This is a genomic window from Halocalculus aciditolerans, assembly GCF_014647475.1.
Taxonomy (GTDB): Archaea; Halobacteriota; Halobacteria; order Halobacteriales; family Halobacteriaceae; genus Halocalculus; species Halocalculus aciditolerans.
On record NZ_BMPG01000003.1, the window covers coordinates 468,820 to 484,242 of the forward strand.

The window sequence follows — 15,423 nt, forward strand, 5'->3', positions numbered from 1 at the left end:
ACACCCCACACGAGTCTAACCAGAGTTCAACGCGTTCTCAACCGCCTATCCCTGTTCGCCATCACTACAACTCATGTCGGACCAGCTTTCCACACGGACAACGTACGTCATCCTCCTCGTAATCACGGGTGCGTCTATCGCCCTCCGTCTGGTGTTACTTGGACACCGGATAGCCCATTGGGACGAAGCCAGGATTGCCGTCCAAATTCTACACTTTACGAGAACTGGAACCTACAGCTACGACCCACTTTTCCACGGTCCGTTTATCTTCCATGCAGACGATCTCGCGTTCAAACTATTCGGTGTCTCTGACTTCACGATGCGCCTCCCGATGGCAATCATTGGTGGTTCCCTTCCACTTGCCGCGTGGCTCTATCGAGACTACCTCGACCGCGGCGAACTGACCTGCCTCGCGCTACTCCTCGCGGCGAACCCGATTCTCGTTCACTACTCGCGGTTCGCTCGCAGTGATATTCTCGTCGCTACGTTCATGTTCACCGCACTCGGACTCCTGTTACGAACCTACCACACAGGGCACACACGGTACGTGGTGGGGAGTGCGGTGATGCTCGCTCTCGGGACAACGACAAAAGAAAACTTCCTCCTCTACCTCGGCGCTTGGTTCGCTACTGGTCTCATCCTCTCTGCATTGAGATATCGCCAGTATTCCGAGCGTAACGGGTTGCTGGTGCTCACACGACGCTGGAGAGAGTCGTGGTCTCGAGAATGGGCTCGAAAACTCAGTCTTGCCGCGTTCGCCTTCCTCCTCGTCGTTCTGGAGCTCTATCTCCCACGAAACGTCAGCCAACCCTCGCTCTGGTCGTTGGTTCTCGCTCCGGAGAACGTCGGTGAAATCCTCACCGTCGGACTAATTTCTCCCGCTCAAACCGGATTCTCGTACTGGGTGCTCGGAACCGGACACGTCGTACACTCGTACCTTGGGTTTCTCGTACTCCTCATCGGGCTTCTTCTCGCAGGGGGCGCGGCGACTCTCGGTCTCGCCAGCTGGACGATTCGCGATGCATGGACAGACCGGCAGATTGTTCGGTTCGCAGCGATATGGGCCGGTCTAAGTGTAATTGGCTACCCGTATTCGACGGATCTAATGAGCGCATGGATTGCACTCCACGTCCTTATTCCACTCACGATTCCAGCTGCCATCGGGATGGCGAGGCTTGCTCGCTCCGCTGTGGGGCACAACTCACGCCGCACTGACATCGGATTCGCGGCTGTCATCGCGTATCTCGGTATCGCGCTACTCCTCACAAGTTTTGTCGCACCCGGAGCGATATACAATCCACTCGCTCAGCCGAGTCAGATGCCTACACAGGCTCGGCCCGCGATGCACACAATCGAATCTCAGCCGACGGGCAGGGGTGTTGATGTCGGGTATGTCGGGTCGTATTGGGCGAACTGGAATCATCGTCTTCCGCTCCCGTGGTACATTGCCCAAGCGAACGCCTCGTCGATTCAGGTTGACTCAACTGTTGGGCTCTCTGATAGGCGGCCGGCAGTACTCGTCACGACCCGCTCAAGCCGTACACGGGTTGAATCTGCCTTCCCTCGGTACAAGTGCCATACATACACGCGGATTCCATGGGTTGACTTCCGGCCAACGGGCCCACGACAGCGAGCTGTGATTTGCACGAAATCTGGGTCTACTGATTGATTTCTCTCGCACGACTCGATATCGAAGGGCCATCCATCACGGCCTGGATTTCTCGGATTCTGTAGAATTGGATGCGGCTGGTAGCGAACTCCCAGATACCGTTTTGTTGCGATTGGCTATTGGGTGCATAATTCGATTCTTCAATTTCCGCGATTGGCAATACCGCCGGTCGTTCTGGGTTTTTGTCTGGAAGCTTTAGAGGCTGAAACATCGAATCGCGATTCGGTCCGCTTAACGGGTTCAAGCGCCTGTAATGGTTCGACTCGATGGTGGTCAATCCCGGCTGGAGGACGTATCAGATGTCCGGAGTGGGTTGCGGTGGCTGAACAAGCCGTAGAACAGCCAATTGTCGATGATGTTCACGACTGCCTTGGGAGCGCGCGAACACTCATCGATCTCGTCGGGGACCTCCCTGTCACTACAGTTCTCCAGAATCGGGATTACGCATACTTCGAACAGCGAGAGTACGATGTAGAACCGATAGTCCGAGCAATCCTCTGCCGCGAACTTGGCGGCTTCTCCTGGAAGGGGCTCTACGAGTATCTCTCGACGGAAGCACGGGCAGTCCGCCTTGGTTTCGACCCGTCTAAATTCGGGAAGTACAACACGGCTCCGACGCGCCAGACGCTGACGGCCGCGTGGGACGACCACCTCTCCGACACAGCGAAACGCGGCATTCTCTCGGTGAGCGAGCGGCTCGTCGACGCCGCCTACGAGAACGACGGCGCTCTCGACCTCCGCCAACCACGACACGTCGAAGAGAACGACTCTGACCTTCGTGAGCGGCACGTTGGCGAGTTCTCCAAAGACCAGATTCGAAAGCACGTCCGCCTCGCCAGAGACACGGTATTCGGGGCGTTCGATACGGGACGAGCAGAGAACGTGAAGTACCCCGACAGCCGGTTCGACGAGCTACAAGCGCTCATGGCAATGGGCGGGTGTGGAACGCCGACGGGTCAGTCACGGATGGAGAACTTCTTCGGCAAAGACTACACACCCCACGGCGACACCCATCTGCGTACCGTCAACAAGTTCTCCAGGGACGCGATTCAGGCAGGGTTCACGCAGTCGATAGAGAATCTGCTCAGCGTTGCCAACGATATCCAGATTCTCCAGCGTCCGGTGACGGCGGCGATAGACATCACGACGTGGGACTACCACGCCGACGACGACCTCCCCTCGGAGGTAAACGGGACGAAAGACCCGGGGCGGCGGGCGTACAAGTTCGCGACGCTCTCACTGGTCGGGAAGAGCATGCCGGTCATTCTCGCGTACGCGCCGGTCGTCGAGAGCTCGGCGTGGGACGAAAACCCCAGCCATCACTACCACAGAACCGTTCGAAAGCTCGTGAAACGCGCCCAAGAGTTCGTGAACATCGATCTGGTGCTCGCTGATCGGGGGTTCGAGTCACTCGACGTCTACCAGGCACTCGACGATCTCGGTGTCGACTACCTCCTGCCGAAGATCGAGCACTCGAGCGAACTCGAGGTCGCCGAGCGAATGGAGCAGAACGGTGAAGACGTCGCGGTTGAACGGACCGAAGTCGAGGTTAAGAGGGGCTCACACGAGTCACGGTTGCTCTACGTTCCCGGGAACGACGGGGAGACGCAGACGTTCATCACGAACCGTTCGATCGCTCCAGAGGACGCGGAAGCGTGGGTAGAGCACTACGCGAATCGGTGGTGTATCGAGAACGAGTACCGCGCGATCAAGCAGGAGTTCCTCGCGCGGACGTCTTCAACGAATCACGAGTTGCGTATTTACTACTTCGTGTTCGGCATCCTCATGTACAACGTCTGGCGGCTCGCCGACGTTCTCCTGAAGGCGACCGTTACCCGGGAGATTACTGACTACACGCCAGCGATCTCTGCGGGGGAGCTGGCGGACTGGCTCGCGATTCACCTTCAGAACGAGCCCGATTAAGGGGCACGACACCGGCGAGTTCGACGACTCCAGAGCAGCAGCTATCGGCTGACTCACCAATTCTCCTCAGCCAGGGCGGACTTTCACGCCGAATTTTGCTCATCCGCGATCTTCGAGGGGTTCGACAGCGTCCAAGTACCCGATTCGCCGATATTCTCGACGTCGACGGCAGAACTCTGAGTTACACTCCGAAGTCAGGGGGTGGGGTGGCGATTGCGGGAAGCAGGGTGTGTAATGCGGGAAAGCGACTCTGGGGGCGTCGACGGCGTCGTGGTGTGGCGGCGGGACGCTGGCGGAATCGGCCGAAGGAGGTGGAACTAAGAGGTCTCCCACGAACGTTCGTGGTACGAGGAGCGATGGGTAACACGACAAGCATGCAGGCGGCGATTTCGAGCGCCGTCGACGACGGAGACAGCATCTATCTGGCCGGGTTCACGCATATGATTCCGTTCGCGGCCGGCCACGAGATTATTCGGCAGGGCGTCGAGGACTTAGAGGTGATTCGGGCGACGCCCGACCTCGTCTACGACCAGCTCATCGCGGCGGGGTGTGTGTCGAAGGCGACGTTCTCGTGGGCGGGCAACCCGGGCGTGGGGAGTCTGCGGGCGTTCCGCCGCGCCGTCGAAGAGGGCGTGCCGAACGAGCTCGAACTGGAGGAGTACACGCACTTCGGGTTGACGGCGCGCCTGCACGCGGGCGCGGTCGACCTGCCGTTCGTGCCGCTGCGGACGTTCGCGGGCTCCGACCTCCCCGAGCACAACGAGAACATCCGAACAGTGAAATCGCCGTTCAGTGAGGAGGAAGTCTATGCGGTCCCGCCGTTGAACCCGGACGTCGCGGTCGTGCGGGCGCAGCGCGCGGACGCGAGCGGGAACGCGCACGTCTGGGGTATCTCGGGCGAGCAGAAGGAGGCGGCGTTCGCGGCCGAGACGGTCGTCTTGAGCGTGGAGGAGGTCGTCGACGAGGACGTGATTCGGAGCGACCCGAACCGCACGCTCTACACGGAGGACGTCGTGGACTACGTCGTCGAGGAGCCCTACGGCTCGCACCCCTCGTACGCGCAAGGGTACTACGACCGCGACAACGACGCCTACCTAGAGTGGGACGAGGTCTCGAAGTCCCACGACGGCATCGAGGAGTGGCTGGACGAGTACGTCTACGGCGTCGAGAACCGGCGGGAGTACGTGGAGAAGCTGTCGAGCGAGCGGCTGCTCGACTTACAGGGCGGGAACGACTACGCGGTGCCGATCGACATGGGGTCGTACTGAATGAGTTACTCGAACACTGAGCTGATGGTGACGGCGGCGGCGAGCAGGCTGCGAGACGACGACTCCGTGCTCGTGGGGATCGGCGTGCCGAACCTCGCGTGCAACCTGGCGAAGCGCACGCACGCGCCGAACCTCCAGATGATCTACGAGTCCGGGACCGTCGGGTCGAACCCGTCGAAGCTCCCGCTCTCCGTGGGCGACCCCGTGCTCGCGTCGGGCGCGGTGAACGTCGAGTCGATGATGGACGGCTTCTCCTACTACCTCCAGGGGGGCCGCATCGACGTCGGCTTCCTCGGCGGCGCGCAGGTCGATAAGCGCGGGAACATCAACTCCACCGTCATCGGCGACTACGACGACCCCACGGTCCGTCTCCCCGGCAGCGGCGGGGCCTGTGAGATCGCGGCGAACGTCGAGCGCACCATCATCATCGCCCCCCACCAGGAGCAGCGCTTCCCCGAAGAGGTCGACTTCGTGACGAGCCCCGGGTTCGTCGAGGGGGGCCGCGAGGAGAAGGGCCTCCGCGGCGGCCCCGAGGCCGTCATCACGGACAAGGCCATAATGGCGTTCGACGACGGCGAGATGTACGTCGACTCGCTCCACCCCGGCGTCACGAGGGCGGAAGTCGCCGACGCGACCGGCTGGGACGTCGACTTCGCCGACGACGTGACCGAGACGCCGCCGCCGACGGACGACGAGCTCGCCATCATCCGCGAGGACCTCGACCCCGACGGCGTCTACCTCGACTGAGGAGACGCGGGAGAGTTCGGAAATTTCGGAGAGGGAGTGAGAGAACGTGGGTTGCGTCGGCAACCCGTCGGCTGTGCCTCGCCGTGCCGTTTCGCTGTCGAAGCGGCGCGTGTCGTCCTAGAGGGGGCGGAACTTCGCGCCGTAGCGGACGACACCTTCGTCTTCGTAGATACGTCGGATAGTTGCTTCGACGCGGTCGCCGCGCTCGGGGCCGTGCGGGTCGCAGTCGGTGAGCATCCCGGGGAGGCGTGCGCCCCCGTCGAGTTCGACGAGTGCGACGCCGATTGCGCCTTCCGCGTCGAGGAGGGCTTCGAACTCGGGCGGTGCGCCGCCCTCGATGACGGTCTGTGCGACGATTGTCCCCGTGCCCTCGGGTTCGACGGGTTCGAGGGCGTCGACGGCGTTACAGTCGACGCACGCGCCTTCCGGAGGGAAAGTGTGTGCGCCGCATTCGGTGCATTCGCCGACGACGAGGCGGTAGCGGCTGTCGAGCTGCCGCCACCACGTCGGGACGCTGACGTAGGCTCCCATCAGTTCTCACCTCCGCTGGGGAGGACGTGGCCGCGTTTCCGCAGGTACTCGGCGTAGGTGATGTCCGTGGTGTCGTGCGTCCGGTCGACGTCGAGGTGTCCCTGAATCATGACTGCGTCCGCGCCCGCGCCGTCGCCGTAGCCGACGACGAGCGTCTCGTTCGCGTCGGCCTCCCAGGCGGCGAGGAGGGAGAAGAGCGCGCTCGCCGCGCCCGTGTCGCCGAGCTCGCCGGCGAGGTGCGTCACGTCGGCGTCGAGGCCGAGCGCGCGCGCCCCGCGGCCAGGGAGGCTGCCGTTCGGTGCCGTGAGCGCGAGCGCGTCCGGGTCGACGTCGAGCTGGTCGACCGCGCCCGCGAGCGCCGTGCTGTACGCGTCGCGCTCGTACGTCGTCGCGCCGTACTCTTCCACCGTGTCGCTGCCGCGCTGCCGGAACCGCGTCCCGGGATACTCGCGGGCGAACGTCGCCGAGTCGGCGAGGGCGACGCTCCCCGAGGGCCCGGTGAGGAGGGCGACCGCGCCCGCGCCGGCGGCGTGGTCGACGGCGTCGTTCGGCTCGCCGACCGGGGCGTCGGCGGCGACGGCGAGCGCCGGGCCGTCCGTGCGCGCGGCCGCGAGAAGCGCGCGCGTTCCCGCGCGCGTCGACTGCGTGAAGACGGAGACGTCGAGTTCGTCGGCGAGGCCGAGCATCTCCGCGACCTGCACGCCGATATCGCCCTCCTCGATTGGGGGCGTCGTCGTCGCGAGCGCGAGCGCTTCGACGTCCTCTCGCGATTCGTCGCTCGCGGCGAGCGCGTCCCGCGCGGCCTCGACGGCCATCGTGACGGCGTCCTCGTCGCCGGCCGGGACGCGCTTCTCGTGCACGCCGCGCGCGCGGAAGCCGTCCCACGCGTCGCCGATTTCTTCCGCCGTGATTCGGTAGCGGGGGACGTACGCGCCCGCCGCCTCGATGGGGTTCAGGGCGCTCATGCCCACCCCTCCTCGAAGACGTTGACGACGACGGCACCGCCCGAACCACCGACGTTGTGCGTGAGTCCGCGGGAGAGCCCGTCGACCTGCCGGTCACCGGCCTCGCCGCGGAGCTGCTTGAACACTTCCACCGCCTGCCCGCCGCCGGTCGCGCCGATGGGGTGGCCCTTCGACTTCAGGCCGCCGGAAAGATTGACGGGACGTTCGCCGTCGGGGAGCGTCGCGCCGGACTCGATGTAGTCGCCGGCGTCGCCTTTCTCGCAGAACCCGAGGTCCTCGTAGGCCATGAGCTCCGCGATGGAGAAGCAGTCGTGGACCTCGGCGAACTCGATGTCCTCGGGGCCGACGTCCGCCTCGTCGTAGGCCTGCTCGGCGGCGTCTTCGGTGGCGGGAACGCCGGTGATGGTGTCGCGCTGGAAGAGGCCGACGCGGTCGCTCGCCTGCCCCGACCCCGTGAGCCGAATCGGTTTCTCCGTGAGCTCCTCGGCGGCGTCCTCGCTCGCGAGGAGCACGGCGCTCGCGCCGTCCGACGTCGGACAGCAGTCGTAGAGGTTGAGGGGGTCCGCGACCGTCGAGCCGTTCATCGCGTCCTCCAGCGAGCACTCGAACCCGAGGTGGGCGTGCGGGTTCTTCGAGCCGTTCGCGTGGTTCTTCACCGCGACGCGGGAGAGGTGTTCGCGCGTCGTCCCGTGCTCGGCCATGTGCGCGTCCGCCATCTGCGCGTAGACGCCGGAGAACGTCGTCCCCGCCATGCGCTCCCACTCGGTCTCGCCGGAGACGCCGAGCCAGTACCGCGTCTGCTCGCCGCTCATGTCCGTCATGACTTCGACGCCGCCCGCGAGGGCGACGTCGGCGACGCCCGCGCGAATCGCGAGCGCGGCCTGCCGGAGCGCGACGCCGCTCGCCGCACACGCGTTCTCCACGCGCGTCGACGCCGCGCCGTCGAGGCCGACGTGCTCCGTGACGCTCGGGCCGGGCAGGCCGAGCTGGCGGCCGCCGACGCCGAGCGTCCCGATGTACGCCTCGTCCACGGAGTCCCGGTCGAAGTCGCCGTCGACGGAGTCGACGGCACCCTCGAAGGCCTCCGCGAAGAGGGAGCGATACGATTCGTCTGGGAAGGAGCCGTAGTCCGACTGGCCGGCTCCGACCATGTACACGTCCCGCATACCACACCATGTGTCACGGAGTGGGTAAACGGTTTCTATTTACCAAGAAAAACGAGACCGCGCAGGGGACCGCACCGACGTTCGACAGCGTCGTTCGGCGTGTTTCAGTTGGTCACCTCCGTGGGGTCGGTCGCGAGGACGCGCGTCTGGACGAGGAAGAGCGCGCCGCCGAGGGCGAGCGCGGCGAGGCGAACCGTCCGCGTCGAGATCGCCATCGCGGCGACGCCGAACACGACGAACGCGGCGCGCGCCGTGAGCGAGACCGCGCGGCTCGGGAGCCGCGACCGGTCGAAGTTCAGCCCGTGGATGACGAGCACGGAGCCGAGGAGGACGAGGAGGCCCGACCAGATGGTGTAGAGCGTCAGGCCGCCCGTCACGATCTCGGGGTTGTAGATGAACGCGAACGGCAGGATGAACAGCGGCGCGGCGAGCTTCAACGCTTCGAGGCTCGTCCGCCAGAAGTTCGACCCCGCGATTCCCGTCGTCACCACGACCGCGATCGCAATCGGCGGTGTGATGCCGGAGAGGATGGCGGAGTAGAAGACGAAGAAGTGCGCGGCGAGGTCGGAGACGCCGAACTGGCTCGTCAGCGTCGGCGCGATGAGGAGCGCGACGATGGTGTAGGCGGCCACCGTCGGCATCCCGAGGCCGAGCACGAGACAGATGACCATCGCGAGGATGATGGTGATGAGCATGACGCCGCCCGCGACGCTGATGAGCGCGAGGGAGAGTTTCCCCGGGACGCCCGTGGCGTTCAGCAGGTCGACGATGCCGTTCACCGCCGCGATGATGATGGCGATGGGCGCGAGCGTCGTCGCGCCGTACTTCACGCCCTCGACGGTGTCGAGGACCTGTTTCTTGACCGTGGCGACGACGTCCGCCTCGCTCCGTACCGCGCTGAGGAGGATGGGGATGCCGGCCCCGGTGGCGACCATCGTGACGCACGTGTAGAGCGCGGAGGAGACGACCGTCCACTGCGCGACGCCGAGCAGGTAGAGGAGGATGGCGAACGGCACGCCGAACCGCACCGCCTCGACGACCGGGTGGTAGCCCGCGTCGAGGTCCTCGAGGCGCGATTCGAGCTGGGCCTCCCCCTCGTCGAGCTGCTTCGACGACATGTAGTGGACGCCGATAGCGACGGAGACGTAGAAGACGACCGCGGGGATGATGCCCGCGATCAGGACCTCAGTGTAAGTGATGCCGAGGAGCGAGGCCATGACGAACGCGGCCGCGCCCATCACGGGCGGCATGATCTGCCCGCCGGATGACGCGACGGCCTCGATGCCGCCCGCCGTCTCCGACTTCATCCCGTTGCTCTTCATCAGCGGGATGGTGAACGACCCGGTCATCGCGGCGTTCGCGGTCTGCGCGCCGTTGATGGAGCCGACGATGAGGCTCGACAGGACGGCGGACTGCGCGACGCCCGATTTGAAGTACTTCGCGGCGTTGAACGCGAGCCGCATGATGAGCTGGAACGCCCCGTACCCCCGTAACAGCCCGGCGTAGAGGAGGAAGAGCGCGACCCAGGCGGCGACGATCTGCGTGATGGAGCCGAAGAAGCCGTCGAACTCCAGGACGAGGAGGTTGACGACTTGGCGCTCGCCGACGCCGCTGTGCTGGAGCAGCCCGGGGAAGAACTCCCCGAAGCGCGCGTAGACGATGGCGAGCAGGATGACGCCGACGAACGCCGCGCCGAACGCCCGGTACGTGAGGTAGATTATCGTGATCGTGAACAGCGCGGCGAGCGCGTACTCGTACTCGAGTGCGTACCCGACGCGCGTCGTCGACAGCACCTCGTAGTTGAGGTAGAGGTAGGCGCACGTGAACGTCGAGAGGCCGGCGAGCACCCAGAGACCGAGGCGTTCGAGGCGGTCTGCCTCCCCGAGGTCGATGAGCTCGTGGAGGACGTAGATGAGGACGCCGCCGCCGAGGAAAATCGTGCCGTACTGCGCCCGCGGAAGCTCCTGGTTCAGCGCGTACAACAGGACGCGCGCCCAGAAGACCAGCGAGAGGAGCGTGAGCGCGTTGTTGAGCAGGTGCTCGCGCTCCAGCGACGCCGGCGACCAGACGGGGGGTTCGGAGTCGGTCTCACTCATCGTCTCGAAGCGTCACTCCTCGACGCTGCCGCGTTCGTAGCTGCTCACGTCGACGTCTTGCTCCTCGAGGAAGTCGTAGACGCCGGGGTGAACGGGGAGCCCGTCGAGGTAGACTTCGGCCATCACTTCGGGGTCGCTGTGGTCGGCGTACGCGGCCTGGCCTTCCTGGATGGCGTCGACGTTTTCGTGGCTGATTTTGGCGAGTTCGTAGCCGACGTCGCGGGAGATATCGGAGCCGAAGAAGAACTGGAAGTCGGAGGGGAAGGTGCCGACGGTGTCAGCGCCCATGTCCTGGTTCCAGCCGTAGACCTCGATCTCCTTGTAGTTCGTACCGCGGGTCTGCTCGATGCCCTGCTGGAGCGTGTCCGTCGGCTGGACGACGTGGAGGTTCGCGCGGGCGTCCACTTCCGTCGCCCAGCCGGGGAGGTTCTGGAAGCCGGATCCGTAGGCGACGAGAGCGTCGACGCGGCCCTCTTCGACCGCGCCCGCGACGTCGCCGGTGTCGAGGTTGACGACGTTCGGCTTGAGGTCCTCCCACATGCCGGCGTTCTTGAAGACGGTCTCGGTCTGCTGGCGCAGCCCCCAGCTCGGCGGGAGCGGCCAGAAGTTCTTCCCGATCAGGTCGTCGCTCGTCTCGATGCCGGAGCCGTCCACCGCGACGATGTGGAGGTGGAGCGACGCGATTTTGAACGCCTGATTGGGGACGGATTCGACGGGGTTCTCCGAGAACGGCGGCGCGTCCTGCATCGCGGAGGCGATGACGAAGTTGCCGCCCGTCATGGCCTGTACGTTCCCCTGGTTGTACTGCCGGAGGCTCGGCGGGTCACCGCCCGTCTCCTGGCTGTTCCACGTGATGGTCCCTGCGGGCTCCGTGTCCGGGGACTGCTCTTTGACGACGCGCTGGAACGCGTTGCTCGCCTGTCCCGTCGTCGTGCTGGAGCTCGGGATGCCGACGCCGATGGACGTCGAGCCGTTCCCGCTACCGCCTCCGTCGCCGGAACAGCCGGCGAGACCGGTGATTCCCGCTGCGCCTGCGATACCTGTGGCCTTCAGCATCTGCCGCCTGCTAAATCGCACCATACCCCAGACCGGTGTACCAAGGCATATTAAACGTTTTCATAAATAGTGTACGTTGTCCGGGAGAACGCGGGGCCGCGCTGGGTTCGGGAGGGACAGGGCTGTGAACTACACAACACCTAAACCGCCTCGGTCGTGACGAGGTACCATGCGGCCGTTAGAGGACATTACCGTTATCGACGCGACGCAGGCCCTCGTGGGCCCCCTGACCTCGCAGACGCTCGGCGACATGGGCGCGGAGGTCGTGAAGATCGAACGCCCCGGCCACGGCGACCTGACGCGGGCGTACTCGCCGACGTACGGCGACGAGCTCTCCGCGTACTTCGTGAGCCTGAACCGGAACAAGCGCAGTCTCACGCTCGACCTGGCGAGCGACGAGGGGCAGGAGATCCTCCACGACCTCGTCGCCGACGCCGACGTCTTCCTCCACAACTTCAGCCCGGGGAACGAGGAGACGTTCGCGGCGGACTACGAGACGCTCAGCGGCGTGACCGACGACCTCGTCTACTGCGGGATGTCCGGGTACGGCGAGGGGAGCCCGTACACGGGCGAGAAATCCTTCGACATCATCCTGCAGGGCGAGTCCGGGATGATGTCCATCACGGGGAGCGAGGAGCAGCCGGCGCGCGTCGGCGTCTCCATCAGCGACATCTCGGGCGCGATGACCGCCATCTACTCCGTGATGACGGCGCTCTACCACCGCGAGCGGACGGGCGAGGGGCAGGAGATCGACCTCGCGCTCCTCGATACGAGCTTCCAGTTCCTGCTCTACCACGTCTCGAACTACTTCGCGACCGGGGAGAACCCGCAGCGGATGGGGGCGCGCCACCCGAACCTGATGCCGTATCAGGCGTTCGAGACGAAGGACGACTACGTCATCGTCGGCGTCATCAGCGAGAAGCACTGGCCGCCGTTCTGCCGCGCGCTCGGCCACGAGGAGTGGGCCGACGACCCGAAGTACGCGACGTTCCCGGACCGCATCGAGAACCGGGACGAGCTCGACGCCATCCTCGACGACATCTTCGTCGAGAAGACGACCGCGGAGTGGCTGGAGATCCTCGAAGCCGAGGACGTCCCGTGCACGCCGCTGAACTCCGTGGAAGACGTCGTGAACGACCCGCACATCGAGGCGCGCGACATGGTGACGGAGATGGAGCACGAGGAGCTGGGGACGTTCAAGTCGCCGGCGAACCCCGTGAAGTTCTCCGACCTCGAAACCGACCGGGCGGAGGCACCGCCGAAGCTCGGCGAGCACACGGAAGAAGTGCTCGCGGAACTCGGCTACGACGAGGAGGAGATCGAGCGGTTCCGGGAGGACGGGGTCGTCTGAGTGGCGTCCGGCGTCGCCGCGCTCGCGGCACTCCCCGGTGAAGCGCTCGCGCTCGCCGCGGCGCTCGTCTCCTCGGTCGGCTACGTGAGCGCGCGCCGCGGGCTCGACGACGTCTCCCCGGAGGCGCTCGTCACGGCGACGACGGCGGTGAGCGTCCTCATTCTCTCGCCGCTCGTCGTCCTCCTCGACCAGCCCCTTCTCTCCTCGACGGCCGCCGGGGTCTTCTTCGTGAGCGGCGTGCTCGGCTCCGGGCTCGGCCGGTTCATGCTCTCGCACGCCATCGGCCTCGTCGGGGCGGGCGTCGCCCACGCCGTGAAGTCCGCGAGCCCGATGGTCGCCGCCGCCTTCTCCGTCATCTTCCTCGGCGAGTCGCTCTCGCCGCTGCTCGCGGTGGGTATCGTCGTGGTCGTCGTCGGTCTCGTTATTCTCACGCGCGCCGACGCCGCGGACGGCGAGCGTCACGCCGGCCTCTCGACCACCGCCGTCATCGCGCTCGTTCTCGTCCTCTGGTTCGGCGTCACCCCCGTCATCCGGAAGTACGGGCTCAGCGTGCTCGACGCCCCGGTGCTCCCGGCGCTCGCGATGAACTTCGCCGCCGGCCTGCTGGTCGGCCTCGTCATCGCGCTCGCCCGCGACCCCGGTCAGCTCCGCACCTTCACGCGCCCCGGCCCGCGGCGCTTCCTCGCCCTCACGGGCGTCTGCTGGACCGCCGCCATCACGATGTACTTCGCGGCGCTCGCCGTCGCCGACGCCGTCGTCGTCGTCCCCATCTTCAACGCCAGCCCGCTCTTCACTGTGACGCTCGGGATTCTCCTCCTCGACGAAGCGCAGGGCGCGCGCCGTCGGACGGTCACGGGCGCGGTCGTCACGGTCGTCGGCGTCGTGCTCGTCACGCTCGGCTGAGGTCCCATGGGAACGTTTATCGGGGCGGCGGGAGCCTCCTAGAAGTATGCAGGTCGCCGTCATCGGCGCAGGCAGTATGGGTCACGGAATCGCGCAGGTCTCCGCGCAGGCCGGCCACGACGTCACGCTGAACGACGTGGACGACGAGCGCATCCAGGCCGGACTCGACAGTATCGAATCGAACCTCCAGGGCGGCGTCGACCGCGGGAAAGTCACCGAAGACGAGCGGGACGCGGCGCTCGACCGGCTCAGCGGGAACGCCGACCTCGAAGCCGCGGTCGCGGACGCCGACCTCGTCGTCGAGGCCGTCCCGGAGAACATGGACCTGAAGAAGGACATCTTCGAGCAGGTCGAAGAGGCGACAGGCGACGAGACGCTCATCGGGTCGAACACGTCGAGTCTCTCCGTGACGGAGCTCGCGAGCGTGCTCGACGACCCGACGCGAGCCATCGGCCTCCACTTCTTCAATCCGCCGCACATCATGCCGCTGGTGGAGATCGTCGTCGCCGAGCAGACGTCGAAGGCGACCGAGGACCGCGCGGTCGGCTACGTGGAAGGCCTGGAGAAAGAGCCCGTGGTCGTCCGCGACACCGCGGGCTTTGCGTCCTCCCGGCTGGGCGTCGCGCTCGGCCTCGAAGCCATCCGGATGGTCGAGGAAGGCGTCGCGTCAGTCGAGGACATCGACACGGCGATGGAGGAGGGGTACAGCCACCCGATGGGTCCTCTCGAACTCACGGACCTCGTGGGGCTGGACGTCCGCCTCGACATCGCGGAGTACCTCCGCGAGGAGCTCGGCGAGCGCTTCAAGCCGCCGCAGGAGCTGAAGCGGAAGGTGCGCGCGGGGAAGCTCGGGAAGAAGACGGGCGAGGGGTTCTACGTCTGGGAGGACGGAGAGGTCGTCGGCGTCTCCGGTGAGGTGGACGAATGAGCGACTCGCTCGCCGCCCGCTCGTTCGAGACGCTCCAAGTGGACGTCGGCGGCGACGCCGAGCGCGTGGCGACCGTGACCATCGACCGGCCGGACGCGCGGAACGCGCTCAACGGCGAGGTCCGCACGGAGCTGAAGGAGGCCGTGAAAGCCGCGGAGGACGACGACGGCGTGCGCGTGCTCGTCCTGACGGGGAACGCGGAGGGCGGGGCGTTCGTCGCGGGCGCGGACGTGACGGAGTTCGGCGACCGCGACCAGTTCGAGCAGCGGCGGGTGAGTCGGCGGCCGCGCGTCTACGAGACCGTCGCCGACGCGACGCTTCCCGTCATCGCGGCCATCAACGGGCACGCGCTCGGCGGGGGCTGCGAGCTCGCGCAGGCGTGCGATATCCGCATCGCGAAGCGCGGCGGGAAGTTCGGACAGCCCGAGATCAATCTCGGTCTCATCCCGGGCGGCGGCGGCACGCAGCGCCTCCCGGACCTCGTCGGCGAGGGCCAGGCGCTGAAGCTCATCCTCTCCGGCGAGCTCGTCGACGCCGACGAGGCCCGAGAGATGGGTCTCGTCGAGGAAGTCCACGACGAGGGCGAGTTCGAGGAGCGCGTCTACGACCTCGCGGGGGGTATCGCGGAGAAGAGCCCGCTCGCGCTCGAACTCGCGAAGGAGTCCGTCCGTGCGAGCTCGCGGATGGGGCGGCGCGAGGGCCTCGACTACGAGTCCGAGCTCTTCACCTCGCTCTTCGACACGGAGGACCTTCAGGAGGGCTTGGACGCGTTCTTCGAGGACCGCGAGCCCGAGTTCACGGGCGAATAGGCAGGCGCGTT

Annotated in this window: 13 protein-coding genes; 8 read left to right on the forward strand and 5 right to left on the reverse strand. The window is 66.0% G+C overall.

All coding sequences use genetic code 11. From position 1 onward, the window contains the following. Positions 1-73: 73 nt before the first annotated feature. The 4 genes from IEY26_RS13300 to IEY26_RS13315 all read left to right on the forward strand — a co-directional run bounded on the left by IEY26_RS13300 (position 74) and on the right by IEY26_RS13315 (position 5,607). A complete protein-coding gene (locus IEY26_RS13300; RefSeq protein ID WP_188979715.1) occupies positions 74-1,669 on the forward strand; it encodes a flippase activity-associated protein Agl23 in 1,596 nt (531 codons plus the stop codon). Between the two features lie 153 nt (positions 1,670-1,822). Continuing rightward, positions 1,823-3,592, forward strand: a complete 1,770-nt coding sequence (locus IEY26_RS13305; RefSeq protein WP_188979717.1) for a transposase — start codon at positions 1,823-1,825, stop codon at positions 3,590-3,592. 356 nt (positions 3,593-3,948) lie between these two features. Then, the gene (locus tag IEY26_RS13310; RefSeq protein ID WP_229774125.1) at positions 3,949-4,860 is read left to right on the forward strand and encodes a CoA transferase subunit A; all 912 of its coding nucleotides are present in this window, start codon (positions 3,949-3,951) and stop codon (positions 4,858-4,860) included. Next, positions 4,861-5,607, forward strand: a complete 747-nt coding sequence (locus IEY26_RS13315; RefSeq protein ID WP_188979719.1) for a CoA-transferase subunit beta — start codon at positions 4,861-4,863, stop codon at positions 5,605-5,607. A 117-nt stretch (positions 5,608-5,724) separates the two neighbouring features. On the opposite strand, the gene IEY26_RS17500 is transcribed toward IEY26_RS13315, so the two are convergent. From IEY26_RS17500 to IEY26_RS13335, 5 genes are all read right to left on the reverse strand, one after another. Then, a complete protein-coding gene (locus IEY26_RS17500) occupies positions 5,725-6,138 on the reverse strand; it encodes a Zn-ribbon domain-containing OB-fold protein (RefSeq protein WP_229774127.1) in 414 nt (137 codons plus the stop codon). Continuing rightward, positions 6,138-7,103 carry a hypothetical protein gene (locus IEY26_RS13320; protein ID WP_229774129.1) on the reverse strand — a complete coding sequence of 322 codons (966 nt, stop codon included), beginning with the start codon at positions 7,101-7,103 and terminating at the stop codon, positions 6,138-6,140. The genes IEY26_RS17500 and IEY26_RS13320 overlap by 1 nt, the downstream gene beginning before the upstream one ends. Continuing rightward, entirely contained in the window at positions 7,100-8,269 is a 1,170-nt protein-coding gene (locus IEY26_RS13325) for a thiolase domain-containing protein (RefSeq protein ID WP_188979721.1), read from the reverse strand. The genes IEY26_RS13320 and IEY26_RS13325 overlap by 4 nt, the downstream gene beginning before the upstream one ends. A 104-nt stretch (positions 8,270-8,373) precedes the next feature. Further along, positions 8,374-10,365 (reverse strand): TRAP transporter permease, encoded by a 1,992-nt coding sequence (locus IEY26_RS13330; RefSeq protein WP_188979723.1) that lies wholly within the window; start codon positions 10,363-10,365, stop codon positions 8,374-8,376. A gap of 12 nt (positions 10,366-10,377) precedes the next feature. Next, the gene (locus IEY26_RS13335; RefSeq protein ID WP_229774130.1) at positions 10,378-11,445 is read right to left on the reverse strand and encodes a TAXI family TRAP transporter solute-binding subunit; all 1,068 of its coding nucleotides are present in this window, start codon (positions 11,443-11,445) and stop codon (positions 10,378-10,380) included. Positions 11,446-11,590: 145 nt separating this feature from the next. Here IEY26_RS13335 and IEY26_RS13340 point away from each other — a divergent pair, with 145 nt between their 5' ends. From IEY26_RS13340 to IEY26_RS13355, 4 genes are read left to right on the forward strand one after another with little or no spacing between them, the layout of a single operon-like run. Further along, positions 11,591-12,772 (forward strand): CaiB/BaiF CoA transferase family protein, encoded by a 1,182-nt coding sequence (locus IEY26_RS13340; protein ID WP_188979725.1) that lies wholly within the window; start codon positions 11,591-11,593, stop codon positions 12,770-12,772. Continuing rightward, on the forward strand, positions 12,773-13,675 hold the full coding sequence (locus IEY26_RS13345; protein WP_188979726.1) for a DMT family transporter: 903 nt from the start codon (positions 12,773-12,775) through the stop codon (positions 13,673-13,675). Between the two features lie 46 nt (positions 13,676-13,721). Next, positions 13,722-14,603 (forward strand): 3-hydroxyacyl-CoA dehydrogenase family protein, encoded by an 882-nt coding sequence (locus tag IEY26_RS13350; protein WP_188979727.1) that lies wholly within the window; start codon positions 13,722-13,724, stop codon positions 14,601-14,603. Beyond that, positions 14,600-15,412: an enoyl-CoA hydratase/isomerase family protein gene (locus IEY26_RS13355; protein ID WP_188979728.1), complete on the forward strand. Its 813-nt coding sequence runs from the start codon at positions 14,600-14,602 to the stop codon at positions 15,410-15,412. The genes IEY26_RS13350 and IEY26_RS13355 overlap by 4 nt, the downstream gene beginning before the upstream one ends. The last annotated feature ends 11 nt before the right edge of the window (positions 15,413-15,423 follow it).

Coding starts and splice junctions, on each gene's coding strand:
- IEY26_RS13300 (WP_188979715.1), top strand. CDS start 74: ATGTCGGACCAGCTTTCCACACGGACAACGTACGTCATCCTCCTCGTA.
- IEY26_RS13310 (WP_229774125.1), top strand. CDS start 3,949: ATGGGTAACACGACAAGCATGCAGGCGGCGATTTCGAGCGCCGTCGAC.
- IEY26_RS13315 (WP_188979719.1), top strand. CDS start 4,861: ATGAGTTACTCGAACACTGAGCTGATGGTGACGGCGGCGGCGAGCAGG.
- IEY26_RS17500 (WP_229774127.1), bottom strand. CDS start 6,138: ATGGGAGCCTACGTCAGCGTCCCGACGTGGTGGCGGCAGCTCGACAGC.
- IEY26_RS13320 (WP_229774129.1), bottom strand. CDS start 7,103: ATGAGCGCCCTGAACCCCATCGAGGCGGCGGGCGCGTACGTCCCCCGC.
- IEY26_RS13325 (WP_188979721.1), bottom strand. CDS start 8,269: ATGCGGGACGTGTACATGGTCGGAGCCGGCCAGTCGGACTACGGCTCC.
- IEY26_RS13330 (WP_188979723.1), bottom strand. CDS start 10,365: ATGAGTGAGACCGACTCCGAACCCCCCGTCTGGTCGCCGGCGTCGCTG.
- IEY26_RS13335 (WP_229774130.1), bottom strand. CDS start 11,445: ATGGTGCGATTTAGCAGGCGGCAGATGCTGAAGGCCACAGGTATCGCA.
- IEY26_RS13340 (WP_188979725.1), top strand. CDS start 11,591: ATGCGGCCGTTAGAGGACATTACCGTTATCGACGCGACGCAGGCCCTC.
- IEY26_RS13350 (WP_188979727.1), top strand. CDS start 13,722: ATGCAGGTCGCCGTCATCGGCGCAGGCAGTATGGGTCACGGAATCGCG.
- IEY26_RS13355 (WP_188979728.1), top strand. CDS start 14,600: ATGAGCGACTCGCTCGCCGCCCGCTCGTTCGAGACGCTCCAAGTGGAC.